Raw genomic sequence first — 24,907 nt, 5'->3', positions numbered from 1 at the left:
CGGCCCGCCTAGGGTGGGGCCGTGGATCTTCCCGTCCCGCCGGTCGACGACGCCGACGTGCCTCGCTGGACCGCCGAGCTGGGCCTGCCCGGCCTGGTCGACGTGCACGTGCACTTCCTGCCCCAGCGGATGCTCGACAAGGTCTGGGCCTACTTCGACGCCGCCGAGACCCACTACGGCACCCCGTGGCCGGTGCACTACCGCATGCCCGAGGACGAGCGCTATGCCGTCCTGGAGCGGCTCGGCGTGCTCGCGTTCGCCCCGCTGACCTACCCGCACAAGCCGGGCATGGGGGAGTGGCTCACCGGCTGGGCGGGCGAGTTCGCCGACAGCCACCCGCGTGCGGTGCGTACCGCGACCCTCTACCCGGAGCCCTCGGTCGTGGACTACCTCGGCCGTGCCGTCTCCGACGGGGCGCGGCTGGTCAAGGTGCACGTCCAGGTCGGCGGGTTCGACCCGCGCGACCGCCTGCTGCGCGACGCCTGGGGGCTGCTCGCCGACGCGGGTGTCCCCGCGGTCGTGCACTGCGGCGACGGGCCGATCCCCGGCGAGTACACCGGGCTGCAGATCTTCGCCGAGGTGCTCGAGGCCCACCCGGACCTGCGGATCGTGCTCGCCCACGCGGGCATGCCGGACTTCCGGGGCGCGCTGGAGCTGCTCGACCGGTTCCCGAACCTGGTGCTCGACACGACGATGGTCGGCACCGCGTTCTCCCAGCGGCTCTCCCCGCTGCCGTCGGACTGGCCGGCACGCCTGGCCGAGCACCCGGGCCGGATCGTGCTCGGCACCGACTTCCCCAACATCCCCTACGCCTACGCCGAACAGCTCGCCGCGATCGCCGACTGGGCCGCCGCCGAACCCCGCCTCGGCACGGCGTTCCTGCGCTCGGTCCTGCACGACGCCCCGGCCGCGCTGCTGGGCGTCGACGACACGAGGAGTTCCTAGATGGTCAGCCCGCAGCACGACCCGACCGGAGGGGCCGCCCCGGGTGACCCGGTCGACATCGCCCTCTACGGCGCGACCGGTTTCGTCGGCGGCCTCATCGCCCGCCACCTCGCCGAGCACGCCCCGCCCGGGGTGCGCATCGCGCTGGCCGGGCGTTCGGAGGCCAAGCTCGCCGCGACCCGGGCGTCGCTGCCCGGGTCGGCCCGGGACTGGCCGCTGATCGTCGCCGACGCCGCCGACTCGGCCGCGACCGACCGGCTCGCCGCGGGCGCACGCGTGGTGCTGAGCACGGTCGGCCCGTACGCGAAGTACGGCCTGGGCCTGGTCGGGTCCTGCGCGAAGGCCGGTACCCACTACGCCGACCTCACCGGTGAGGTGCTGTTCGTCCGCGAGGCGATCGACCGCTTCCACGAGACCGCCCGCGCGAGCGGTGCGCGGATCGTGCACTCCTGCGGCTACGACTCCGTCCCCTCAGATCTGGGGGTGTGGCTCGCGCACCGGGCCGCGCAGGCCGACGGCGCCGGCGGGCTCACCGAGGTCCGCACGGTCGCGACGATGCGCGGCGGGGTCTCCGGCGGCACGGTCGACTCGCTGCGCGGGCAGCTGGACACCGTCCGCACCGACCGCGGCGCCCGGCGTCTGGCCGCCCGTCCGCACTCGCTGAGCCCCGACCCCGCGGCCGAGCCGACGCCGTCGCAGCCCGCGGACGCGGGGCCGCCGGCCCGGCTCCCGGACGGCACCTGGACCGCGCCGTTCGTGATGGCGTCGTACAACACCCGGATCGTGCGCCGCTCGAACGCGCTGCTCGACCACGCCTACGGCCGCGGCCTGCGCTACGGCGAGCTGCAGGGCTGCGGGCGCGGGGTGTCCGGCGCGGTCGCCGCGGCGGTGGTCACCGCAGGGCTCGGCGCGCTGGTCGGCGCGTTCATGGTCCGGCCGATCCGCCCGCTGCTCGACCGGGTGCTGCCCGCGCCCGGCACCGGGCCGTCGGAGCGGACCCGCGAGCGCGGCTGGTTCCGGATGGACGTCCGCGCCGAGACCGAGTCCGGGCGTCGCTACCGGGTGCGGGTGTCCGGCCCCGGGGACCCCGGCTACGCGGCCACCGCGGTGATGTTCGCCGAGGCGGGCCTCGCCCTGGCCCTGGGCGGGTCCGCGCTGCCCAACCGCGCGGGCTGCCTCACCCCGGCCACCGCGCTGGGCGACGTGCTGGTCGACCGGCTGCGCGCCGCGGGGCACACCTACGAGGTCGCGGCCGGGTGACACGCCACCCACCGGCAACCGGAATGTCCGGGCGGGCGCGGGGCGTTATGCTGTGCGTCCGTCCGGGTACGTCCGGGCGGAGTGCAGATGGACCGCGGGTCCCGCGGGACCCGACCAGGGGGTGAACGGTTTCGACTCCGATCGTTGATCGAGGTGAAGCGTGCCGAGGAAGGCGACGATGATCTCGTTAACCATGCGTCGCAAAAAAATAAGTGCCGACAACAGTCGCACTGCCCAGAGCGCTTACGCGCTCGCTGCCTGATCACCAGGTAGGGGCTGTCGGGCCGGAGGCGTCCCCGCTCCGGGTCCCGACATCATTCAGGGGACTCACCCTGCGGTTCGGCCGCGGAACCGCAGGGGACATCCAACAGCGGCTGGGATCGTCACACCGGCTTGTTCGCGTGACCGGTGGATCCGAGTAGAGACACAGCGGACTGCGCACGGAGAAGCCCTCGTGAACCGACGGAGGACCCGGGTTCGATTCCCGGCACCTCCACCTCCCAGCGGCCCCGTCCCGACCCCGGGACGGGGCCGTTCTCGTCTCTCGGGAGGGTCGCTCCCCGGGAAGGATCGTTGCGCGACGAAACTATGCATTGCTAACATCTCCGGTGGGAGTGATGCCGATGACCGCCGTGACCCGACCCGTGCCCACCTACCCGATGGCGCGTGAGTGCCCCTTCGACCCGCCCGCCGAACTCGCCCGCATCCGTGAGGACGAGTGCCCCGCCGGGGGGCCGGGCGTCGCCCGCGTCCGGATCTGGGACGGCAGCACGCCGTGGCTCGTCACCCGCTACGACGACGTCCGCACCGCGCTCGCCGACGAGCGGCTGTCCGCCGACGCCGACCGCGAGGGCTACCCGGCCACGTCGCGGTCGCGTCACGTGCGGTCCCAGGGGCGCCGCCGCAGCTTCATCATGATGGACGGTCCCGAGCACGCCCGGCACCGGCGGATGCTCATCGGCGAGTTCACCGTGCGCCGCATCGAGCGCCTCCGGCCGCTGATCGAGCAGACCGTCACCGAGCTGCTGGACGCCATGGAGGCCGGGGAGAACCCGACCGACCTGGTGCAGGCGTTCGCGCTGCCGCTGCCGTCGCTGGTGATCTGCCACCTGCTCGGGGTGCCCTACGCCGACCACGCGTTCTTCGAGGCCCAGAGCCGGATCATGGTCGACCTCACCTCCAGCGCGGAGGCCTCGGCCGCGGCGTCGGACGCGCTGCAGGACTATCTGGCCGGACTCGTCAGGGCCCGGCTGGCCGAGCCGCGCGACGACGTGCTCGGCGGCATGGCCGCCCGGGTCGCGGCCGGGGACCTCACCGTCGACGAGGCGAGCGCCTCGGCGCTGCTGCTGCTCGTCGCCGGGCACGAGACGACGGCGAACATGATCGCCCTCGGCACGCTGACCCTGCTGCACCACCCCGACCAGCTCGCCGCCGTCCGCGACGGCGACGCCACGCAGGTCCGCGGCGCGGTCGAGGAGCTGCGTGGCGTCGCCGTCACCCACATCGGCCGTCGCCGGGTCGCGACCGAGGACCTGGAGATCGGCGGCGTCACGATCCGGGCGGGGGAGGGCGTGGTGCTCGCCGCCGAGGCGGCCAACCGCGACCCGCGGCAGTGGCCGCACCCCGACGAGGTCGACGTGTCCCGCGGGACGAACCGGCACGTCGCGTTCGGGTTCGGGGTGCACCAGTGCCTCGGGCAGCCGCTGGCCCGCCTCGAGCTGCAGATCGCCTATCCGGCGCTGCTGCGGCGCTTCCCGGGGCTGCGGGTCACCGTGCCGGACTCGGAGATCGCGTTCCGCGACGACATGGCCGTCTACGGCGTGCACGCGCTGCCGGTGGCATTCTGATGTCCATGCGCGTGATCGTGGACAAGGAACTGTGCATCGGGGCCGGCCAGTGCGTGGTGACCGCGCCCGACGTCTTCGACCAGGACGACGACGGAATCGTCGATCTGCTGACCGACTCGCCCGCCGAGGGCGACCGGGACGCGGTGAAGGAGGCCGAGCACGTGTGCCCGGCCCGCGTGATCAGCGTCGAGGACTGAGCCCGCTCAGGCGGCGCTGACCCCGATGAGCATCCCGACCAGGTAGGTCGCACCGGCCGCGATCGCGCCGAACGCCAGCTGGCGCAGCGCCGCCGCCCACCACGACCGGGAGGTGAACCGCGAGGTCAGCGCCCCCGCGACGAGCAGGCCGAGCCCGCCGACGGCGAGGCCGAGCGCCAGTGAGCCGTAGCCGAGCAGGAACGTCAGCAGCGGGATCAGGCCACCGACCGCGAACGCGGCGAACGACGACGTCGCCGCCACCCACGGCGAGGGCTTGTCGTCCAGGCTGACGCCCAGCTCCTGGCTGACGTGCATCCGCAGCGCCAGCTCAGGGTCGCGGTGCACCTCGCGCGCGACGGCGTCCGCCGTCTGCCCGGTCAGTCCCATCTCGCGGAACCGGACGGCCAGCTCGTGCTCCTCGGCGCGCGGGTGCAGCACGAGCTCGCGGCGTTCGACGGCGGCCTCGGCGTCGAGCGCGTCGTTCTGGGTGCCGACCGAGGCGAACTCGCCCAGGGCCATCGAGAACGCCCCCGCGACGACGCCCGCCAGTCCGGTCAGCACGATCAGGTCGCGGTCCGCCCCGCCCCCGCCGACGCCCGCGATCAGCGCGATGGTGGTGACCAGGCCGTCCATCGCGCCGAACGTCGCGGCGCGCAGCCAGCCGCCCGAGACGTCCCGATGGGAGTGGTCGTGGCTGTGGTCGGCGAGTTCCGCCTCCAGCTCCGGATCGTTCACGCCCGCAACGATAGGACGGATGCGGTCGCCGCGCGGCGGTGCGCGACCGGCCCGACACTGGGTCGATGTCGTCCGATGACACGGCTCCGCTCTGGCTGTTCGCCGACCAGCTCGGTCCGCACGTGTGGGACACCGAGGAGTTCGCCGACCGCGAGATTGTGATCGTCGAGTCCGCGCGGGCGCTGGGCAGGCGTCGCCACCACCGTCAGAAGCTGCACCTGGTCCTGTCCGGGATGCGTCACCTCGCCGAGCAGCTCGGCGACCGGGCCACCCACCTGCGCACCGACACCTACCGCGAGGCACTGGAACGGGTCGGCCGCCCGGTGGTGGTGCACCAGCCGACGTCGTTCCCCGCCTCGGACATGGTCCGCCGCTTCGTGCGGGAGGGGCTGGTCACCGAGGTCCGGCCCACCCCGACCTTCGCGCTGGGGAAGGATGAGTTCGACGCCTGGGCCGGGGACCGCGAGACCTTCCGGATGGAGGACTTCTACCGCGCCCAGCGCGAGCGGTTCTCCGTGCTGATGGACGGGGAGAAGCCCGTCGGCGGGACGTGGAACTACGACCACGACAACCGCGAGTCCCCGCCGAAGGGCGCCCGGACACTCGACGTCGAGCCGCCCTGGGAGCCCCGCGAGGACGACGTCGACGCACGCGTGCGGGCCGACCTCGACGCGGCCGGGTACCCCACCGTCGGCCGGGACGGACCGCGCCGCTTCGCCGTCACCCACGAGGAGGCGACCGCGGCCCTGCGGCACTTCGTCCGGCACCGTCTGGACACCTTCGGCCCGTACGAGGACGCGGTGCTGGAGCAGGACTGGGCCATGGCGCACTCGTTGCTGTCGGTGCCGATGAACCTGGGTGCGCTGCACCCGCTGGAGGCGGTGCACGCCGCCGAGCAGGCCTACCGCGACGGGGACGCCCGGCTGTCCAGCGTCGAGGGGTTCGTCCGTCAGATCCTCGGCTGGCGGGAGTACGTCTGGCAGCTGTACTGGCGTTTCGGGCGCGGCTACACGCGTCGCAACCACCTGCGGGCGCGCACGCCGCTGCCGGACTGGTGGACCGACCTCGACGCCGACGCCGTCACCGCGAACTGCCTGTCGCACGCACTGGGCGGGGTCCGCGACCGCGGCTGGACCCATCACATCCCGCGCCTGATGATCCTCGGCAACCACGCCCTGCAGCGCGGCTACCGGCCCGCGGAGCTCAACGACTGGTTCGCGACGGCGTTCGTCGACGGGTTCGCCTGGGTGATGCCCGCCAACGTGATCGGGATGAGCCAGCACGCCGACGGCGGGCGGATGGCCACCAAGCCCTACGCCTCCGGCGGCGCCTACATCAACCGGATGACCGACCTGTGCTCCGGCTGCGCCTTCGACCCGAGGGTGCGGGTGGGGGAGAAGGCCTGCCCGTTCACCGCGGGCTACTGGCAGTTCGTGCACCGCCACGAGGAGACGATGGCGGGCAACAACCGCACCGCCCGTGCCGTCGCCACGATGAAGCGGCTGACCGACCTCGACGCGCTGCTGGAGCAGGAGTCCGCCCGCGAGGAGTTCTGACCCGGCGGGATCGCTAGGCTCCCCCGTCGTGACCGCAGCCCGCCCGCTCGACGTGCTGGGCACGGTGCTGCGGCTGGGACTCGCCGCGGTCTGGCTGGTGTCGGGAGCGGTGAAGCTGACCGAGCCGTTCACCACGGCCGTCGCCGTCGCCGCCTACCGGGTGCTGCCGGACGCCCTCGTCGTGCCGGTGGCGACCCTGCTGCCGCCGCTGGAGATCGCGCTCGGCCTGCTGCTGCTCGCGGGCCTCGCCACCCGGCTCGCCGCGGTGGTGGGCACCGTGCTGCTGCTCGCGTTCGTCGCGGGGCTGGTGCAGGCGTGGGCCCGCGGGCTGGCGATCGACTGCGGCTGCTTCGGCGGCGGCGGTCCGGTCGACCCCGGCGACACGAGCTACGGCCCGTCCCTGCTGCGCGACCTCGCCTTCACCGCGGCCGCGGTGTTCCTGGCGGTGCGCCCGCGGACGCTGTTCTCCCTCGACGGGCGCGGGGACCGGGCCGGGACACACGACCACGACCGGCGGGCGCCGGCGGACGCGACGGAGGAGCACTGATGGGACAGAGTGAGCGCGAGCGCCGGCAGGCCGCGCAGGCCCGGCTGCAGGCGGCCGGGATCAGCCCGCCGCGGACCTCGGGCGGGCTCGGTCGCAACCTCGGCATCGGCGCCCTGGTGCTGGTCATCGCCCTGGCCACCGGCGTCTACGTGCTGTACCAGAACTACCAGGAGGCGACCGTCGCGACGTACCCCGTGACCCGCGACGGCGTCGTCGTGAAGGCCGGGAACCAGGCCGCCCCGGTGGCCGTGGACCTCTACGAGGACTATCTCTGCCCCGCCTGCAAGCAGTTGGAGAGCGGCGTCGGGAACCAGCTCACCACCGCGGTGAACGAGGGCAAGGCGAAGATCAACTACCACCACATCGTCATCCTCGACGAGCGCTCGACCCCGCCCGGTTACTCCACCCGCGCCGGCAACGCCGCACTGTGCGCCGCCGACGCCGGGATCTTCCCCGCCTACCACTCCCGCCTCTACACCGACCAGCCCGCCGAGGGCAGTGCCGGGAAGTCGGTGCAGGAACTGATCGCGCTCGGCACGGAGCTGGGCGCGAAGGGCGACTTCGCCGGCTGCGTCACCCGCCAGGCCAACAGCCAGGCGATCGCCGACGCGACCAGGGCCGCCGTCGCCGACCCGGCGGTGGCGCCCGGTGGCCGGTTCGGCACCCCGACCGTGATGGTCGACGGGGTCAAGATGGATCTGAGCAACGGGAACTGGCTGTCGAAGGTGACGGGCTGACCGCACCCACGCTCACACGCGGCAGGAACCACTGCACCAGCGGTCCGACGGCGAGCGCGTAGACCACCGTCACCGGGCCGAAGACACCGCCGAGCGACCACCCGACCAGCACGACCGTCACCTCGATCGCGGTCCGCACCAGCCGCACCGACAGGCCGGTGCGGGCCGCGAGCCCGGTCATCAGCCCGTCCCGCGGGCCCGGTCCCAGCCCGACCCCGATGTAGGCGGCCGTCGCCACCGCGTTCAGCACGATCCCGGCGACGGCGAACCCCATCCGCAGCCACAGCGCCTCCGGGGCGGGCAGCACCGCGAGCGCCAGGTCCACCGTGACCCCGATGACGACGACGTTCGCCACTGTCCCGAGTCCCGGCCGTTCCCGCAGCGGGATCCACAGCAGCAGCACCCCGACCGCGACGACCACGGTGACCGCGCCCACCGACAGCGCGGTGCCGCCGGCGACGCCCTGGTGGAACACGTCCCACGGCATCGAGCCGAGGGCCGCGCGCATCATCAGCGCCATCGAGACCGCGTAGCCGACCAGGCCGGCCACGAGCTGGGTGAGTCGCCGGGTGCGCCGCGGCATCCGCAGCGACCAGCGGGAGTTGTCGATCGTCACGAGATGGCATGCTGCTTCCATCGGTGGTCTGTCGTCACCGTGCCACTCGAGCGAAAGTGGATCGGGAATGACGCAAGGGATCGGGGCGGAGCGCCTCGCCGCGCTGTGCGGCGACGTCCACGGCGGGCGCGGCCCGGCGTACCGGGTGCTGGCCGACGCGGTGCGGGTGCTGACCGGCGACGGTCGGCTGCCCTCGGGCACCCGACTGCCGGCGGAGCGGCCGCTGGCCGAGGCACTGGGCGTCAGCCGGGTGACGGTCGCCCGTGCCTACCGCGAGCTGCGCGACGACGGCTGGGCCGAGGCCCGGCACGGGGCGGGCACCTGGGTGCGGCTCCCGGACCGGACCGGTGGCGTCGACGGGGTGTGGGCACCCGGGCCGGTGGACCGTGGCGCGATCGACCTCGCCCACGCCGCCCCCGCCGCGCCCGCGGTACTGCCCGACCTGGTCGCCCGCGCCGTCGAGCGGGGTGCCGCGGAGCTGGCCGGACACGGCTACGGGCCGGACGGCCTGCCTGCGCTGCGGGCCGCGATCGCCGACCGGTTCACGACCCGGGGGCTCCCGACCGGGCCGGAGCAGGTCGTCGTGACGGGCGGGGCGCTGCAGGCGATCGGGATCGTCCTCGCCGAGCTGGCCGGGCCGGGGGACCGGGTGCTCGTCGAGCATCCCACCTACCCGTCGGCGCTCGACGTCGTCGCCGACGTGGGAGCGGTCGCCGTCCCGGTGGCGGTGGACGGCGCCGGCGCGACGCCCCAGACGGTGCTGCCGCGGGCCGCCCGGCAGACCGCGGCACGGGCCGCGTACCTGATGGCGGACTTCCAGAACCCCACCGGCCGTCTGCTCGACGACGACGCCCGCGCCCGGCTGGTGCAGCGCCTCGCCCGCCAGGGCACGGTCGCCCTGGTCGACGAGACCTTCGCCGAGCTGGACCTGCGCGGGGGCGCCACGGGGCCGCTGCCGTGTGCCGCGCACGCCGCCGGACCCGACGACGTCGTTACCGTCGGCGGACTCAGCAAGATCGCCTGGGGCGGGCTGCGGATCGGGTGGGTCCGGGCCGGCCGCGAGCGCGCGGCCCGGTTGCGACGACGGCTGGCCAGGGCCCAGCTGGCGCTGCCGGTGCTGGAGCAGCTGGTCGCCGTCGAGGTGCTGGAACGGCTCGACGTGCTGCGGGCCGAACGGGTCGGGGTGCTGCGCACCGGGCGCGACCTGCTGGCCGCCGAGCTCGCCGCGACCCTGCCGGACTGGCGCTTCACCGTCCCCGACGGTGGGCTCGCGCTGTGGTGCGACCTCGGTGCCCACGTCTCGACGGCGCTGACCGCGGCGGCCCCGCGGCACGGTCTGGTGCTGGCGCCCGGCCCGCGGTTCGGGGCCGGGCACGCGTTCACCGACCGGCTGCGGGTGCCGTTCACCCACCCCGGACCGGTGCTGACCGAGGCGGTGCGCCGGCTCGCCCGCACCGTCGCCGACGTCGACGGACCCGGGTCCCGGGCGACGGTCGCCGACCCGGCGACCCGGGCCGGCGTCGTCGTCTGAGTGGGGTCAGATCACCAGGTCGATGAGCAGCACCAGGACCAGGCCGGAGACCGAGATGACGGTCTCCATGATCGACCAGGTCTTGATGTTCTGGCCGACGGTGAGCCCGAAGTACTCCTTGACCAGCCAGAACCCGGCGTCGTTGACGTGGGAGAAGAACAGCGAGCCCGCGCCGATCGCCAGCACCAGCAGTGAGGTCTGGGTCGGGTCGAGCGTCGGCAGCAGCGGCACGAGGATCCCCGCGGCGGTCACGGTCGCGACGGTCGCCGACCCGGTCGCGAGCCGGATCGCCACCGCGACCAGCCAGCCCAGCAGCAGTGCGGAGATGCCGGCGCCGGTGGCCCAGCCCGCGATCATCGCGCCGATCCCGGTGTCGACCAGGGTCTGCTTGAACCCGCCGCCCGCGGCGACGATCAGCACGATCCCGGCGATCGCGGGGAGCGACCTCTCCAGCGAGCCCATGATCCCGGCGCGGTTCATCCCCGAGCCGGTGCCGAGGGTGACCATCGCGACCAGCACCGACAGCAGCAGCGCGACCAGCGGCGTGCCGACGAAGTCCAGCGCGGCGCGCACCGGGTTGCCCTCGGGCGCGGCGATGTCGCCGACGGCCTTGCCCATCATGAGCACGACCGGCAGCAGCACCGTGAACAGGGTGGCGGCGAACCCGGGGCGCCGGGTGGGACCGCCGTCCGGCAGATCGCGGCCGGCACCGGCACTGGAATCGGCACCGGCACCGGCACCGGCACCGGACCCGGGTCCGGCGTCGGCACCCGCGCCGGTCCCGGTCGATCCGGCGGACGCGGTGGTGCTCCCGGCCGCGACCGGGGACTCGAACAACGCGGGCGGGGAGACGTCGACCCAGCGGGCCGCCAGCGTCGCGAACAGCGGCCCGGCCAGCACGACGACCGGGATCGACACGAGCACGCCGAGGACCAGGGTGATGCCCAGGTCGGCGTCGAGGATGCCGATCGCGGCGAGCGGGCCGGGGTGCGGCGGGACGAGACCGTGCATCGCCGACAGCCCGGCCAGCGCCGGGATGCCGACGGCGATCAGCGAGACCTGGGCCCGGCGCGCGACCAGGAAGATCACCGGCATCAGGATGACCAGACCGATCTCGAAGAACATCGGCAGGCCGATCAGTGCCCCGACGGCGGCCATCGACCACGGCAGGGTCCGCGGGCCGGAGCGGGAGACGATCGTGTCGACCAGCCGGTCGGCACCGCCGGAGTCGGCGAGCAGCTTGCCGAACATCGCGCCCAGCGCGATCAGCGTGCCGACGCTCGCGGCGGTCGAACCGAACCCGTCGGAGAAGGCCGCCACGGCGTCGCCCATCGACATGCCCGCCACCGCCGCGACCAGCAGCGAGCCGATGGTCAGGGCCAGGAACGGGTGCAGCGAGAACTGCGTGATCAGCAGGACCAGCGCGACGATCCCCACCAGCGCGGCGGTCACCAGGCGGCCGGCGGACGCGACCGGCTGGGCCTGCTCCGCGGCCAGGACGAGTGCGGGGTGCAGCGTCATCGCGGGGCCACCTCCGACCCGGTGGCGGCGAGGGCGCCCGCGACGATCTCGTCGACCGGCCTCCGGATGTCCAGGGTCGTCCCGGCCTCGTCGGCGGCCAGCGGCTCCAGGGTGGCCAGCTGGGAGTCGAGCAGCGCGGTCGGCATGAAGTGCCCGGAACGTCCGCCCATGCGCTCGGCGAGCACCGCCGCGTCGCCGGAGAGGTGCACGAACACTGTCGACGGCGCGTGGGCGCGGAGCCGGTCGCGGTAGGTGCGGCGCAGCGCCGAGCAGGCGACGACGAGCCCGGTGCCGGTGTGCTCGGCCAACCGGGCGCCGACGGCGTCGAGCCAGGGCTCGCGGTCGGTGTCGGTGAGCGGGATCCCCCGGGTCATCTTCGCGACGTTGGCGGCCGGGTGCAGACCGTCGGCGTCGGTGAACGGGACACCGAGTGCGTCGGCGAGGGCGGCACCGACGGTGGACTTCCCGGAGCCGGACACCCCCATCACGACGACGAGGGGGCGGGGTGGTGGCTGCTGTGTCGCCGGCTGTTGCGTCACTGCATCGGCTCCTCACGGTGTGGCGGCATCGGCACGCGGACCGGGAGTACCCGGGCCGTTGTGGGTCCAGGGTCGGTCATAAGTATTACTTTTTCAACACAGGATCGGTTCAGATATGCCTTTTCCGGTGTTCGGCATCGTGAGGTGGCACGATTCGACCGTGAGCGGCGCGACGGAGGGCACGGGACTGCACGCGGACGTCCTGGACCGGCTCGGGACCGCGATCGCCGCAGGCACGATCGGCCCCGGCGAGGTCCTACGGGCCGAGGAACTGGGCGACCGCTACGGGGTGTCGCGGACCGTCGTCCGGGAGGCCGTGCGGGTGCTGGAGTCGATGGGCCTGGTGCGCAGCAGGCGCCGGGTCGGCACCACCGTCTCCCCGCGCGGGCAGTGGAACGTGCACGACCCCAGGGTGATCCGCTGGCGGCTCGACGGCCCGGGCCGCGACGAGCAGCTGCGGTCGCTGTCCGAGCTGCGCTGCGGCGTCGAGCCGCTGGCCGCCGAGCTGGCGGCCGACCGGGCCACCCCGGAGCAGTGCGGGGTGCTGGTCGGTGCGGTGATGGACATGACCGCGCACGGCCGCGCCGGGGACCTGTTCGCCTACCTGGAGGCCGACCAGCTCTTCCATCGGACCCTGCTCGCGGCCTCGGGCAACGAGATGGTCGCGGCGCTGGGCGACGTCGTCGCCGAGGTGCTCGCCGGGCGGACCCGGCACCACCTGATGCCCAGTCGTCCGGAACCGGAGGCGATCCGGCTGCACCGCGACGTCGCCGACGCCGTCCGGGCGGGTGACGCCCCTGCCGCCGGAGCGGCCATGCGGGAGATCCTCCGTGAGGCGGATGCGGCGATGCGGGCCGGCGTGACGCGCGCGCCCGATCAACGATTGTGATGATGGTGCGGATTCGGGCGTATCGATCGGTCGCCCGCGATCGACCTGGGGAGTGGGCGCGGCGAGATGTCGCGGGACGGTGACGAACGATTGAGATGATCTTGTAATGGCCGTACGTCGGGTGACGGAAGAGCTCCAGCGACTGGGCTTGTCGGGCTACGAGGCCAAGGCCTACGTGGCGCTGGTCAGCGCGGGCGAGGCGGTCAACGGGTACGAGGTGGCGAAGCGGTCCGGGGTGCCGCGCAGCACCGTCTACGAGACGCTGGGCAAGCTCGTCGGCCGCGGCGCGGCATTCGAGGTCCGGGCCGCCGAGGGCACCGGCTACGTCCCGCTGCCGCCCGCGACGCTGCTGGAGCGGATGCGCCGCGACTTCGACCGCACGCTGGGCATCCTGCAGAACGAGATCCCGCGGCTGACCGCGCCGCCGCAGGTGCGGCTGGTGCACTCGCTGACCGAGCGCCGGATGCTGCTCGAACGGGCCGAGGACGTCGCCGCCGCGGCCCGCTCCGAGCTGTACGTGCTCGGCTGGCCGGAGGACGTCGAGACCCTCAAGCCCACGGTCCGCCGAGCCGAGGAGCACGGCGTCGACGTCGCCACGGTCGTCTTCGGCGTCGACGACGACCCGGTCGGCTGGCACACCGAGCACCGCTACTCGGCCCCGTCGGCGGTCGAGGACAACCTCGGCCGGCGGATGCTCGTCGTCGTCGCGGACCGGGACCAGGCCGTGATCGGGGGCCTCACCGCCGACCGCACCTGGGGCCTCTACACCGACGACCCGGCCGCGGTGCTGCTCGCGCACCTCTACGTGCGCCACGACATCGCGATGCACCGCGTCGCCGAACGGTTCGCCGAGCACGGGTTCGACGAGTTCTGGGCCGACGACCCCGCCCTGCGACGGCTGCGCGAGCCGGTCGGCGAGCCGGTCCGGGCCGCCGACGGTGCACCGCGCTCGGTCGGCCCGGAGACCGACCCCGACGGGGACGACGGCCGGAGCCGGGCCGGCTGAGCACGGCCCCGCGACCTCAGCCCGAGACCTTAGCCCGCGGGCACCTGCGCCGGCCTGCGCCCGCCGAGGTGCCGGCCGAAGAAGTCGAGGATGATCTGCGCCCGCTGGACGCGGTGGCGCGGCGACCCGTCACGCGACATCCCGTGGCTCTCCTCCGGGAACCGCCAGTACTCCACCGGCCGCCCGAGCAGCCGCAGCGCGACGAACAACGCGTCGGCCTGCTCGACCGGGCACCGCAGGTCGTCCTCGGAGTGCAGGATCAGCATCGGTACGTCGATGCCGCGGACGTGGTGCAGCGGGGACATCCGCCGGTACTCCTCCGGCGCGTCCAGCCACGAGCGGCCCAGCTCGTGGCTGAACCACCCGGCGACGTCCGAGCTCCAGTCCAGCGACTCCAGGTTGTTCACCGCCCGCTCGCTGCAGGCGGCGGCGAACCGGTCGGAGTGGTGCGCGGCCAGCCACGAAGTGAGGTATCCGCCGTAGGACCCGCCGAGCACGCCCACCCGCTCCCGGTCGAGCTGGTCGAACTCCGCGAGGGCGCCGTCGAGCGCGGCGATCACGTCGTCGGCGTCGATCCCGCCCCAGCCGGTCCCGGGCGCGGTCTCCGCCAGCGGGCTGCGGATCGCCCGTACCCGGTCCTGGGTGTAGCCGGTCGATCCGTGCGGGTTGCACCACACGACGGCGTAGCCGGCGCCCGCCCACAGCCGGAACTCGTCGAACCAGGCGTCGGCGTACTGGGTCATCGGGCCGCCGTGGATCGACAGCAGCACCGGGAGCCGGCCGCCGGCGCCGGTGGCGGGCTCGTCGGGCAGCAGCACCCAGGTGTCGATGTCGCCGTCCCCGGCCGGGGACGGCACGGCCAGCCGGTACGGGGTGCGCCCGCGCGGCACGGCGTCGTGGAAGGGCTCGGTGAGTGCGGTGAGCCGGCGCAGCGACCCGCCGTCGGTGACGTGCAGCTCCCCGAGGTGGTCGTGGTCGGTGACCAGTACGACGGTGCTCCCGCCGGCGCGGTCGTAGGCGGCGACGGCCCGCGCGCCGGTCAGCAGCGCCTCCGCGGTGCCCGCACCCGGTCCGTCGGCCGCGACCCGGTACAGGTGCACCCCGCCGCGGTCCTCACAGGACACCAGCAGGTGCCCGTCGTCCCAGATCGGGGCGCGGGCGCCGGGGAAGGGCCGCCAGGTGCGGTCGATGCCGGTCGCCAGGACGTCCTCGCGCCCGGTCGCGACGTCGACCAACGCCGGCGACGCGTGTGCCGGGGATGCCAGGTGGTCGTCGGACGCCAGGGTAGCCAGCCGGGTGCCGTCCGGCGCCCAGGACGGGTGCGTGTGGTGCCGCCCGCTGCGGGTGAGTAGCCGCGGCTCGCGGCCGCCCGCCGCATCTCCGCCCGCCGCGTCTCCGCCCGCCGCGTCGACGAGGTAGATCCGCGCCGTCTCGTCCAGGTCCCAGTCCGGCTCGCGGTCCGCGACGACGGCGAGGGTCCGCCCGTCCGGCGACCAGGCGGGCGACGAGTGCTCGTACGGCCCGCCCGCGACGGCCACCGGGTCGCCGCCCCCGGCGTCGACGACGAACACCGTCGACGGACGGTCGATGATCCAGCCCTCCCCGTCCAGCCGGCTGAACAGCCGGTCGATCCGGCGGGGTTCGCGGGCCCGGTCGTCGTCGCCGGTGGCCCACCGGGCCGCCCGCTCCCGGGACACGAACGCGATCCGGGTGCCGTCCGGCGACCACACCGGCTCGGAGATCCCCTCCGGACGCTCGCAGACCACCACCGGCTCGCCCGGGACGCCGATCGGCAGTACCCGCAGCTGTCCGCCGCCGCCGTCGCGCCCCGTGACGACGGCGAGCCGCGTCCCGTCCGGTGCCCAGGCGGGGGAGGAGTCACCGTGCTCGGAGCCGGTCAGCCGCCGCGGCGGACTGCTGCCGTCGGTCGGCGTGAGCCAGATCGCCGTCCGGTACCGGTTGGCGCCGAGGTCGACGCGGCGGACCGCGCCGGCGACGTGCGCGCCGTCCGGGGACACTGCAGGGGGACCGAGGGTGACCAGTCGTCCGATGTCAGAGGGCTGCACGGGGTCGACGGTAGGGCGCGACGCCGGGAGGGGCACCCCCCTTTCCGGGCCGGAAACCGGCCGGTGTAGTGTTCTTCATGTCGCAAGGGGCTGTGGCGCAGCTGGTAGCGCACTTGACTGGCAGTCAAGGGGTCAGGGGTTCGAATCCCCTCAGCTCCACCCTTCGGAGCAGGCGGTATCATCTACTGGTGGTGCCGCCTGCTTCGCGTTTGACCTGCGGTTCTGTCCCAAACCTTGATCATAAGAGGATCGTCTTAGTTGATCATGGTTGTATTCACTGTGGTCTCATTGTGGAGCTATCGTGGAGCGCGCTGCTCCACGGTGCGAAATGGGGTCAGGGTTCTGCTCCACGATCGTTGTGTCGTTCGGGCGAATCTGGCGTGGTTTATTGCGGTTGGGTGCGGTACGGCGCTGGGGTGTGGCCGCGGGCGTCTCATGATCGTTTCGGCGTCGTCGGCCGGTAATGGGGTCAGCGGTTGGTGGGCGCTTTCCAACCTGGTAATCATGAGGTTGGGCGGGCCACGGCGTGGTGTCGCCGAACTAGGTGAAGCTCCTGGTAGATGGGTGATTGCCTAGATCAACCCGCGCCAACCAGGAGCTTCACCGGTGCTTGTCTACCCGTCATCGATGCCCGTGTCCAACCGCGCCCTGCACACCCTCACCGATGCACTACGCCGGCACCGCAAGAACCTCGGCAGCCGATGGCGCCGGCTCCCGCCCGGGCAGCAGGCGCTGTTGGTGCTGGCGCACCTGAACAAGGGCGAGACCTACACCGTGCTGGCCGGTGGATTCGGCATCGGGACCACGACCGTGTTCCGCTACGTCCGCGAGGGCGTCGACGTCCTCGCCACGGTCGCGCTGAGCCTGGACGAGGCCCTCGACGTAGCCCGGCGCAAGGCGTTCGTGATCCTCGACGGCACGCTGCTCTCGATTGACCGGGTTGGGATGGGCTCGGGCTATTGACTCGCCCTGGGTTCGGTGGAGGCATCTGGGATGCCCCGGGTTCTGCGGAGTCGCGTAGCTGGAATCTCTAGGCCACGACGATCTTGCTCTGCGTCTCGAACTCTAGCGGTGAGAGCCAGCCCAGGGCGCTGTGTCGGCGGCGCCGGTTGTGCCAGATCTCGAGGTACTCGAAGATCGCATTGGCCAGCTCAATGCGGGTCTTCCACCGCCGCCGGTTGAGCAGCTCGACCTGCATCCGCGACCAGAACGACTCGATCACGGCGTTGTCGAAGCAGCCCGCGATGCTGCCCATCGACGGCACCAACCCGGACGCGCGCGCTCGGTCGGTGAACGCCCAGGATCCGAACTGCGTCCCACGGTCGGAGTGGATCACCGCCCCGGCTGGCGGGGTGCGGGACTCGATGGCCATCCCGAGCGCGTTCGTGACCAGCGCCGCGGTCGGCGAGGCATCGATCGACCACCCGACCACGCGCCGCGAGTACACATCCAGGACGGCGGCGCAGTACACCTTGCCCTCCCGAGTCGGGTGCTCGGTGATGTCGGTGACCCACAGCTGGTTCGGGCCCTGGCGGGCAAAGTCCCGATCCACCAGATCCTTCGCGATCAGATCCGGGCGCGGACGCTTCCACCGCGGCCGCCCGGTCACCCCGCGGATGGCGTTCCGGGCCATGAGCATCTCGACCGCGTTGTGCCCGACCGCGATGCCGCGGCCCAAGACGAGCTCGGCGTGCACCCGCCGGGCTCCGTAGGTCCCGCGCGAGGCGACGTGCACCTCGCGGATCTGGTCGAGCAGCCAGGCATGACGGATCGAGCGGGCCGACGGCGCGCGGGGCAGGGCAGCGTAGTAGCCGGACTCCGCCACTCCGAGCACTCGGGTGGCCATCTGCACCGGCAGGTCCTCGCCGGCCATCACCGCGATCGCTTCGTAGATCCTTTTGGGGGCACCACCTTCCCCAGCAGCTCCGAGGCCCGGCGGTGGATCGCCAGCTCGGTCTCCAGCTCCGCGATCCGCCGGTTCGCCGCGGTCAGCTCGGCCTTCTCCGTGCTGGCCAGGCCTGGCTGCAGACCCTTGTCAACGCGGTCCTGGCGTCGCCAGGTGTAGATCGACTGCGCGCTGATCCCAAGATCGCGCGCGACGTCGACGACCGGCCTGCCGGCCTCCACAAGATCGAGCACCTTGCGCCGAAACTCCGGCGGATACCCACGCCTGCCCACGAACCCTCCTCCAGGGTCACGTGACCAGAATTCCAGCTACCCGACTCCACCGAACCCGGGGCCAACCACCTCCACCAGACCCAGGGCGAGTCAGTACTCGCAACGGCCGCTCACGCGGCCTGAACCAGCTACCCGACACGGGGCAACCAGAGTCTGGGCAGTCCCCTCGCATCGTCGAGGATCTGCACCGGATGCACGGCGGACGGTGAGCGGGTCGAGGTTAGGAAGAGCCCGATCGCCCCCGGGCCTCCAGGGTCAGATGGATCGCCAGTAGCGAGCGGTTCAAGCTCGCGACCCGAGCCAGGTAGCCCCCGGTTGCCCCGATGAGCTCCTCGACCGCCGAAGGGGTGAGGGAATCGGTGAGGTCTCGCTGAAGCACCGACATCGCCCTGATCGCGGTGGTGGCGACTGCTGCCAGTTCAACGTCGAGTGTCGAGAACAGGGACTCCGTGGACGACGAAGATAGCGCGAGGATCTGCTCGCGGGTCTGCGCCAGCTCGCTGTGATGGCGGGCCCGGTCGCGGTGCATGAGCAGAGTCACCGCGTCCGAGGCTAGCTGCGGCTTCAGACTGAAGTCAGGTTCGACAGCGGGTTTAGGGGTGCTCGCAGCGTCCTCCTCGTGTCCGTGTTTCGACTCGCCGTGGTAGACGCGTGGTGTTGCAGTGGGCTGCTTGGCCACGGCACGTACCTCTCTCCGCTAAGCTGCCAACAACGATCAACAGCAGTTGATACTGGAGGGCGAGACGGCTCTTTGTCAACCTGTGCTGTTGGTCTGCGAAGACGGGGGCAGCAATATGCCTGTTCATTGAGGTATCGGGGTGACCTCGGAACGAGACTTGGCTCGGATCGCTATCAACCAGTCAACATGAGTTACGGTGTCCATGTGCTTCGTACCTGGCGTCAACGGATGCCTTAGCTCCGCTCGTGTTGGGCACGTCGAAGTAGGAGGGCTGTGTCGCTGTCCCGGCTTGAGCTGAGTGGTGCATTGACCTGCTGGCTTCAGTTGTCTGCCCACCGGGGCTACGTGGGGAGGCGGTGTTCTCTCAGGCTCGGTTGCCTCCGAGGCCAGCGAGGCGGAGCGAGAACGTGTCGCGCTCCGCTACGGAGCTCCGCGCTGGTTCCTCACCGCACGGGCGAGGCAGTTGGGGGCAGCTGCAGACGCACGCGGCTCTGCATCGGTGGGACGACATCCGGTCGAGTGCGGTGCTCGGACGAACGGACGGGGCATTCCTCATTCGAGCCTCGAGAGATCGAACTAGAGGTTCGGAAGATCCGGACAGAAGTTCTAGGCTCATGTGGTGTCCTGTCTGTCTATGATTGGTACCGCGATGGACACCCGTGGAGGATGAGCTGAGACGCGCGCGAACACGCGACGCGAGCTTGTGGCGTCGCTGTCGGAACCAGGTGCGAGAACTTGACCGAGCCGTTGGTCTAACTGGGCCCCTGGAACCGGAAGACTTCATCGGCCGGCTTGCCTCACATAGAGGCCGCCCGATCGAGCTACGGCCATTCCAGCACACCGACGTGCCCGGTGGCGTCTGCGGCCTCTGGATCGATCGAGTCGACAGCGATGTCATCGGCTACCCGGTCGACGCTCGGCACGCGCTACATATCGTGCTGCACGAGGTCGGCCACATGCTGCGTAGCCACCGCGGCCGGGCGCCGGTGGCCGACTCGCAGCTCGCTAGCTTCATGCCCGACCTCGACCCGGTGATGGTTCGAGCGGTGTTGGGCCGTTCTGTCTACAGCGACGTCGAAGAGCGGGAGGCGGAGCTGATCGCCTCCCTGATCATGCACCGCTGTGGTGGACGGTCGCTCAGTAGTCCAGTGCCGGCTGCCGACGACCCGATCGCGCACCGCGTTCGGCGGGCGTTCGGGGGATGAGGCTCTGCCCACGATGCTCGTCTGGCCCTAGTACGACACAGAGTCGGCGTCCCCGGCCACCTCCCTGAGGTCATAGGGGACCAGGCGTCCACCTTCCTCGTTTGGAATATCGAATTGGTCGGTTAGCTGAGTTTCGTTCTAGACGGCGCGGTTTGAGCACGAGTTGTTCTCTCCGCGCGGGGCTCAGCTGGACAGGACACTCCGGCTACTCACGGTACCGACGGCTATGGCCTTCTATATCCAAAGTGAATCAGAATCGCGGAGGTGCTGTTTCGGGTCGACTGCCACGCTGATGATGCTGGAATCGACCATTCTCGGCGGTGGTCCGATGAGAAGCCCGAGCTGAGCAATGGGCGCCCAGCTGGCCAGTCTCTGCCGCGACATTCGTGCCCGTTCCCATCCAGGCGAAGCACTACTTCGCAGGGCGTCCGCGGACCGGCAAGGTTTCAAGGCCTCGAACGAGCATGCTCCGGCGGTAGCGTAAGGGCTGACTGTCGTCGAGTTGTAGCTCCGGCACCGCGGTCAGAAGCTCAGTGAAGAGGATCTGGGCTTCCACCCGGCCCAGGGCGGCCCCGAGACAGTGGTGGATACCGTGGCCGAAGGGGATCGCACCGCTGGTATCGCGTTCGATGTCGAGGGCGTCGGGAGCGGGAAACCGGACAGGGTCCCGGTTCGCTGCCAGCGGGGAGACCACGACGGGGTGCTCGGCCGGGACGACAACTCCATCCAGGTCAATGTCATCGGTGGTGAACCTGAAGGTGACAGTATTTGTCGGACCGTCGAAGCGTAAGAGCTCGTCAAGCGCGGCGGGGAGCCGCGAGGGCTCGGCGCGAAGCGAGTCAGCGACGGCCTGATTTTCCAGCAAGGCGCGCATCCCGTTGCCAACCAAGTTAACCGTGGTCTCGTGACCGGCGATCAGCAGGAGCATCGCCATCGAGACCATTTCGCGTCCGGTGAGCCGGTCGCCGTCGTCCTCGGCAGTCATCAGACCGGTGAGAAGATCGTCCCCGGGCGTGCTCTTCTTCTGCTCCAGGGTCTGTACGAGCAGGCCTGCCAACGTCTGGGACGCTCGGTCGATCCTGGCCGGGTCCCCGATGGACAGCATGTCGGCGATCGCGCCACGCAGCACGTCCCGGGCTGGCTCGGGGATACCCAGGAGTTCGCAGATCACTGCGGTGGGTACGGGGAGCGCGAACGCGTCGAGCAGGTCCACTGGCACGCCCGCGTCGAGTCGCTTCCTCAGCTCTACGACCTGAGCAGCAGTGATCTCGGCAATGCGCGGCTTAAGCGTGTCGACCACACGCGGGGTGAACGCTGTCGAGACCAACTTCCGCAAGCGGGTGTGCTCGGGAGGGTCGGTGTTGAGCATGTGCGCGCTAAGACTTTGAGAGAAGTCCCGATCGCGCACCGAGGGTTCCGTGTGGCGCTCGTAGACGCGCTGAGCGACCGTGACGTCCTTGCTCAGCCGAGGGTCGGCGAGCGCGGTTCGTGCTGCCTGGTGGCCAACGACGAGCCACACCTTCTGCTGGTTGGGGGTGATCACGTTGTGCACGGGTGCCTCAGCGCGCAGGCGCGCATAGACCCCGTGAGGGTCGGCGAAGAAATCGTCAGTGAACACGTCGTCACGGACCTGCGCAGGGTGGGCCACATGAACTCCAGCCAGCTCGGGATCGCGGGATGGGGACAAGCGAGGTCACCGTACCGCAGGCGATCAATGTGAGTTGTTGTGGGCAGGGGCAAACGCCGTGCATGAGTTGGAAGGGCCCGCTAAATGAAGCAGCTGACTCCTCCGAGTTCAGCGACCGGAGTCGGCTGCAGCGGCCAGCTCGGTGACGAGGGGAGAGTGTCGGTACGCCTCGGCAACTCGTTCCAAGCGTGCGGCCTCTCGATCGAGATCCAGCCGCTCGATCTCCATCCGTAGCTCGCGGCTGCCTTGCGCTTCCTGGAGCTCTGGCGCGGTGTGCCTGCGCAGTGCATGTAGGCCGGCCATCAGCACGACTGCGTCGGCCACAGCCAGGGCGTCCTCGCCCTCGAGACCGCGTGCATGGAGGCTTATTCAGGCTCCGTCAGGTAAGTGTGTAGAAGATGAGTCCGATGACTGCCGAGATTGTCGTTTTAAATGTGGCGTAGGGCCGCCGGTAGTCTGTGTGGAGAACTTTCCACGTTTTGATATGGGCGATGACTCGTTCGATGGTGGCGCGTGTGTGGTTGAGGCTCTTGTTGAATGTTTTTTGCCAGTCGAGAAGTTCCCGGCCGGGTGGTTTTTTGAACGGGGTGAGCATGCCGCGCCCGATGTATCCTTTATCGCCGATCGGGGGGTATGTGGCGAGGTGGTCGAGGGCGCCGGATTGGTCGAGGCAATATAGGTCGTGTCGGGAGCCTGGGGTCGGGTCGGAGATCCACGACAGCTGCCCTTCCAGGGTGGCTGCGACCTGGACGACGACGCCGGTGGTGCGATGCTTGCCCGACCACAGACCCGGCACCGCGGCCCATGACCAGCAGGGCAGCAAGGTTCCATCGATGATGTACTGCCGATCGGCACGAAGCTCCTCTGCCGTCGGAACGACACTCCGCAGCGCCTGTGCCAGCAACGGTGTCACCCCCGTGATCGCTCGACTAACCGTCGACTGCGACACCCCATAGGTTTCCGCCAACTCCCACTGCACACGATTCCCGCGCAGATACGCCAACGTGATCACCACCGACCAGAACAACCCCAGAACCGGCGGCCAAGACAAACGTGCCTCCGTCGCGTCCCGCTGATCCTGCTCATACACTATAGCGACAAGATCCTGAATTTCATCACGCCGGAAACCAGTGGTATAGTACATACTGCGGCAGCCCGTTCATCTCGGATTGATTCGGCAAACCAATATTCGCGATGGACGGGCTGTCGCCCAACCCGACACGCCGGGCTAGATCGTTATTTCACGGGGCCTGAATAAGCCTCATGGGCCTCAGCGAGGGCGGACCCGTGTTGGCCTGAGGGGACGAAGGGCGAGGCGAGCATCTCCGCGTCGCAGATCTCGATGACCCGGCCATAGAGCTGCAGGCTTGGCCGGGTGCGGCTGTCGCGATCCGGCAACGAGATCCGAGGGAGGACTTGGTGGACTTCTGTCCAGAGTGATTCCAGTCGAGCATACGCCGCACGGTGTCGGCGCATCCGGTTAAGTGCGATGATTGGCGCGAGAACCGTTGGGGCCCACTGTCGGAAGGTGAACCCTGCGATCGCCATCATCACCGCGACGGTGGGAAGCACCGTGGCAACAATGAACTCCAGCAGCCCGTAAGCCACATCGTCGCCCGACACCACCTCCACGCCGGAGTGATCGACTGTCAGGTTGAACATCCGCCCGGCTGTGTACAGAAGAGCGACAGCGCACGCGGCGGACACCAGCTGCATGCCTGATCGCACCCATCGATCGGCCTCGCCAGAAGCGCGGCGCCGGATCAATAGAGTCAGGTCGACGAGGGCGACCGCGAGGTAGATCAGGTAAAGGAAATAGTAGGCAATGATGCCCGCCGGTGCAGCAGGATCGGTGAACTCCTCCGGCTCGGCAGGGTTAGTCCAGAAAAGCCCCGTCATGACCACGAGCGTGATCGTGAGAAGGGTGCCGCGCCTTCGTAACCTGCGGAGCGCATTCGCCGGTTCGTAGAGGATAAATAGCACCATAGCTGTTGCAGCAGTCGCTCCTAGCAGGGTGAAGCCGTTACCCAGAAGCTGCCCTAGGTTCACTCGGAGCAGGTTCAGGATCTCTCGCGCGGCTGGAGCCTGGACCGCGAACGAGATGGAGAGAAAGCTCAGCAGCAGTACCAGAGCAATGACATCCGGAGGGCGCGGCGTGCTACGAAGACTGCGGCCGCGGTAGACCGCGGTGGCCAGCAGGGCCAATGCCACGGCGAGGAAGACGGCACTGATGACCGCCCGGCTGGGCACACCACATCACTCCCAGAGTCGTCGAGACCAATTCTGGCCAGGTTCTGGCGGAGTCAGCTATCATCGGCGCCGCCGAACCGTTTCACAATCCCAAGGATCGTGGATCGGTCCGGTTTCGACAGACGAGTGCTGCGCATCATGATCTCGCGGACCTCGGCATCACGGGCAGCACTGAGCAACTCGAGCTGCTCAGCTATCTCATGCGCCTTGTCATCGTCGAAGAAGAACGCCGGCGGCACGCCGAAGAACTTCGCTAGCGCCTCAAGATGGCGCATCGTGGGGTTATCCCGCTGTCCCGTACGGAGCAGCCAGAGGTAGGCAGCCGAGATGCTGACCCCTGTATCGCTGATCGCGGAGGCGACCTCTGGATTGCTGTAGGCCTTGCGGCCCGACGGGTAGACCGTCTCGAACAGGTAGTTGAGACGATCGGCGAACGTTGAGAAAGTCCGATCGGCTCCCCTCTCGCTCATTTGGCGGAACCCCGTCGGGAGGTGCGCGCGGACGCGAGAACCGCCGTCGCCTGCAGGCACAGATACGCACTGAGCACTCGCTCACTCCTTCAGCCACGTCTACTCATGTTCACACGCTAGGCCCCGCAGGGCTACACCCGGCGGTGTGACTGGTCGCTGAACGGCGAGGTCATCGCGTTCAGCTGCGGGATTCACGCCTACTCGTCGTCGCTTGCTGATCGACATGGGTCGACAAGGTACTTATCGATCGGCTGGGAGTGCTCGGAGGCCGTTGGCCGTAGCGAGCAGGGTAGTCAGCGATCGTTCCGCCTCTCCGCAGCGCTGTGTCACCCACCGGCCCCGGAGCGGTGGGTGACACAGGGAAGTCCACCGGCACGGTCGGGACCGTGCCGGCTCGACGGCGGATCCACGAGTTCCGCCCTCGACGGCAAGGACGTAGTCCCGGT

Annotated in this window: 23 protein-coding genes, 1 tRNA gene, 1 other RNA gene and 1 pseudogene; 14 read left to right on the top strand and 12 right to left on the bottom strand. The window is 70.7% G+C overall.

The genetic code is table 11. The features are described 5' to 3' along the window. The first annotated feature begins 21 nt into the window (after positions 1-21). The 5 genes from KPL59_RS30625 to KPL59_RS30605 all read left to right on the top strand — a co-directional run bounded on the left by KPL59_RS30625 (position 22) and on the right by KPL59_RS30605 (position 4,249). The gene (locus KPL59_RS30625) at positions 22-945 is read left to right on the top strand and encodes an amidohydrolase family protein (RefSeq protein ID WP_226362905.1); all 924 of its coding nucleotides are present in this window, start codon (positions 22-24) and stop codon (positions 943-945) included. Further along, complete coding sequence (locus KPL59_RS30620) at positions 946-2,205, top strand: trans-acting enoyl reductase family protein (RefSeq protein WP_226362904.1); 1,260 nt, start codon at positions 946-948, stop codon at positions 2,203-2,205. Between the two features lie 117 nt (positions 2,206-2,322). Beyond that, positions 2,323-2,704, top strand: a transfer-messenger RNA (tmRNA) gene (gene ssrA / locus KPL59_RS30615). A gap of 124 nt (positions 2,705-2,828) precedes the next feature. Next, positions 2,829-4,052, top strand: a complete 1,224-nt coding sequence (locus tag KPL59_RS30610) for a cytochrome P450 (protein WP_226362903.1) — start codon at positions 2,829-2,831, stop codon at positions 4,050-4,052. A gap of 5 nt (positions 4,053-4,057) precedes the next feature. Continuing rightward, positions 4,058-4,249, top strand: a complete 192-nt coding sequence (locus KPL59_RS30605) for a ferredoxin (RefSeq protein WP_043280175.1) — start codon at positions 4,058-4,060, stop codon at positions 4,247-4,249. 6 nt (positions 4,250-4,255) lie between these two features. Here the strand turns inward: KPL59_RS30605 and KPL59_RS30600 are convergent, their stop codons facing one another. Continuing rightward, positions 4,256-4,984 carry a VIT1/CCC1 transporter family protein gene (locus tag KPL59_RS30600; RefSeq protein WP_226362902.1) on the bottom strand — a complete coding sequence of 243 codons (729 nt, stop codon included), beginning with the start codon at positions 4,982-4,984 and terminating at the stop codon, positions 4,256-4,258. Positions 4,985-5,049: 65 nt separating this feature from the next. Here KPL59_RS30600 and KPL59_RS30595 point away from each other — a divergent pair, with 65 nt between their 5' ends. Genes KPL59_RS30595 through KPL59_RS30585 form a run of 3 tightly spaced genes read left to right on the top strand, consistent with a single transcriptional unit; the run spans position 5,050 to position 7,824 of the window. Next, positions 5,050-6,540, top strand: coding sequence for a cryptochrome/photolyase family protein (locus KPL59_RS30595; RefSeq protein WP_226362901.1), 1,491 nt, complete (start codon positions 5,050-5,052; stop codon positions 6,538-6,540). Between the two features lie 28 nt (positions 6,541-6,568). Further along, positions 6,569-7,087: a MauE/DoxX family redox-associated membrane protein gene (locus KPL59_RS30590; RefSeq protein WP_226362900.1), complete on the top strand. Its 519-nt coding sequence runs from the start codon at positions 6,569-6,571 to the stop codon at positions 7,085-7,087. Further along, positions 7,087-7,824: a thioredoxin domain-containing protein gene (locus KPL59_RS30585; protein WP_226362899.1), complete on the top strand. Its 738-nt coding sequence runs from the start codon at positions 7,087-7,089 to the stop codon at positions 7,822-7,824. The genes KPL59_RS30590 and KPL59_RS30585 overlap by 1 nt, the downstream gene beginning before the upstream one ends. Here the strand turns inward: KPL59_RS30585 and KPL59_RS30580 are convergent. Then, on the bottom strand, positions 7,775-8,407 hold the full coding sequence (locus KPL59_RS30580; RefSeq protein WP_226363085.1) for a YitT family protein: 633 nt from the start codon (positions 8,405-8,407) through the stop codon (positions 7,775-7,777). The two genes, KPL59_RS30585 and KPL59_RS30580, sit on opposite strands and share 50 nt — an antisense overlap. Before the next feature lie 100 nt (positions 8,408-8,507). Here KPL59_RS30580 and KPL59_RS30575 point away from each other — a divergent pair, with 100 nt between their 5' ends. Further along, the gene (locus KPL59_RS30575) at positions 8,508-9,971 is read left to right on the top strand and encodes a PLP-dependent aminotransferase family protein (RefSeq protein ID WP_226362898.1); all 1,464 of its coding nucleotides are present in this window, start codon (positions 8,508-8,510) and stop codon (positions 9,969-9,971) included. 6 nt (positions 9,972-9,977) lie between these two features. Here the strand turns inward: KPL59_RS30575 and KPL59_RS30570 are convergent, their stop codons facing one another. Further along, positions 9,978-11,492 (bottom strand): SLC13 family permease, encoded by a 1,515-nt coding sequence (locus KPL59_RS30570; RefSeq protein WP_226362897.1) that lies wholly within the window; start codon positions 11,490-11,492, stop codon positions 9,978-9,980. Next, a complete protein-coding gene (locus tag KPL59_RS30565; protein ID WP_226363084.1) occupies positions 11,489-11,977 on the bottom strand; it encodes a gluconokinase in 489 nt (162 codons plus the stop codon). The genes KPL59_RS30570 and KPL59_RS30565 overlap by 4 nt, the downstream gene beginning before the upstream one ends. A gap of 214 nt (positions 11,978-12,191) precedes the next feature. Here KPL59_RS30565 and KPL59_RS30560 point away from each other — a divergent pair, with 214 nt between their 5' ends. Both KPL59_RS30560 and KPL59_RS30555 read left to right on the top strand, forming a co-directional pair. After that, positions 12,192-12,920 (top strand): FadR/GntR family transcriptional regulator, encoded by a 729-nt coding sequence (locus KPL59_RS30560; protein ID WP_043280180.1) that lies wholly within the window; start codon positions 12,192-12,194, stop codon positions 12,918-12,920. 106 nt (positions 12,921-13,026) lie between these two features. Continuing rightward, complete coding sequence (locus KPL59_RS30555) at positions 13,027-13,926, top strand: TrmB family transcriptional regulator (RefSeq protein ID WP_226362896.1); 900 nt, start codon at positions 13,027-13,029, stop codon at positions 13,924-13,926. A gap of 29 nt (positions 13,927-13,955) precedes the next feature. On the opposite strand, the gene KPL59_RS30550 is transcribed toward KPL59_RS30555, so the two are convergent. Beyond that, positions 13,956-15,992: a S9 family peptidase gene (locus tag KPL59_RS30550; protein ID WP_226362895.1), complete on the bottom strand. Its 2,037-nt coding sequence runs from the start codon at positions 15,990-15,992 to the stop codon at positions 13,956-13,958. Between the two features lie 86 nt (positions 15,993-16,078). Here KPL59_RS30550 and KPL59_RS30545 point away from each other — a divergent pair. Both KPL59_RS30545 and KPL59_RS30540 read left to right on the top strand, forming a co-directional pair. Then, positions 16,079-16,151: transfer RNA gene (locus KPL59_RS30545), tRNA-Ala, on the top strand. Between the two features lie 468 nt (positions 16,152-16,619). Further along, a complete protein-coding gene (locus tag KPL59_RS30540) occupies positions 16,620-16,955 on the top strand; it encodes a transposase family protein (RefSeq protein WP_226358547.1) in 336 nt (111 codons plus the stop codon). A 67-nt stretch (positions 16,956-17,022) separates the two neighbouring features. Here the strand turns inward: KPL59_RS30540 and KPL59_RS30535 are convergent. Together KPL59_RS30535 and KPL59_RS30530 are read right to left on the bottom strand one after the other, a co-directional pair. Then, positions 17,023-18,170, bottom strand: a pseudogene (locus tag KPL59_RS30535) (IS3 family transposase). 220 nt (positions 18,171-18,390) lie between these two features. Then, positions 18,391-18,849: a hypothetical protein gene (locus KPL59_RS30530; protein WP_226362894.1), complete on the bottom strand. Its 459-nt coding sequence runs from the start codon at positions 18,847-18,849 to the stop codon at positions 18,391-18,393. An 845-nt stretch (positions 18,850-19,694) separates the two neighbouring features. On the opposite strand from KPL59_RS30530, the gene KPL59_RS30525 reads away from it, so the two are divergent. Further along, complete coding sequence (locus KPL59_RS30525) at positions 19,695-20,054, top strand: hypothetical protein (RefSeq protein WP_226362893.1); 360 nt, start codon at positions 19,695-19,697, stop codon at positions 20,052-20,054. Positions 20,055-20,466: 412 nt separating this feature from the next. On the opposite strand, the gene KPL59_RS30520 is transcribed toward KPL59_RS30525, so the two are convergent. The 5 genes from KPL59_RS30520 to KPL59_RS30500 form a co-directional block, all read right to left on the bottom strand. Continuing rightward, complete coding sequence (locus KPL59_RS30520) at positions 20,467-21,672, bottom strand: cytochrome P450 (RefSeq protein ID WP_226362892.1); 1,206 nt, start codon at positions 21,670-21,672, stop codon at positions 20,467-20,469. 177 nt (positions 21,673-21,849) lie between these two features. Beyond that, entirely contained in the window at positions 21,850-22,110 is a 261-nt protein-coding gene (locus KPL59_RS30515; RefSeq protein ID WP_374111690.1) for a DUF6545 domain-containing protein, read from the bottom strand. A 10-nt stretch (positions 22,111-22,120) separates the two neighbouring features. After that, entirely contained in the window at positions 22,121-22,885 is a 765-nt protein-coding gene (locus tag KPL59_RS30510) for a transposase (RefSeq protein WP_226359944.1), read from the bottom strand. Between the two features lie 92 nt (positions 22,886-22,977). After that, a complete protein-coding gene (locus KPL59_RS30505) occupies positions 22,978-23,991 on the bottom strand; it encodes an MAB_1171c family putative transporter (protein ID WP_226362890.1) in 1,014 nt (337 codons plus the stop codon). Positions 23,992-24,044: 53 nt separating this feature from the next. Continuing rightward, a complete protein-coding gene (locus tag KPL59_RS30500) occupies positions 24,045-24,461 on the bottom strand; it encodes an XRE family transcriptional regulator (RefSeq protein ID WP_226362889.1) in 417 nt (138 codons plus the stop codon). Positions 24,462-24,907: the final 446 nt, after the last annotated feature.

The organism is Pseudonocardia sp. ICBG1142 (genome assembly GCF_020496255.1).
Classification (GTDB): Bacteria; Actinomycetota; Actinomycetes; order Mycobacteriales; family Pseudonocardiaceae; genus Pseudonocardia.
The sequence above is the reverse complement of the archived record's forward strand: the minus strand, read 5'-3'. Positions and strand labels throughout refer to the sequence as shown.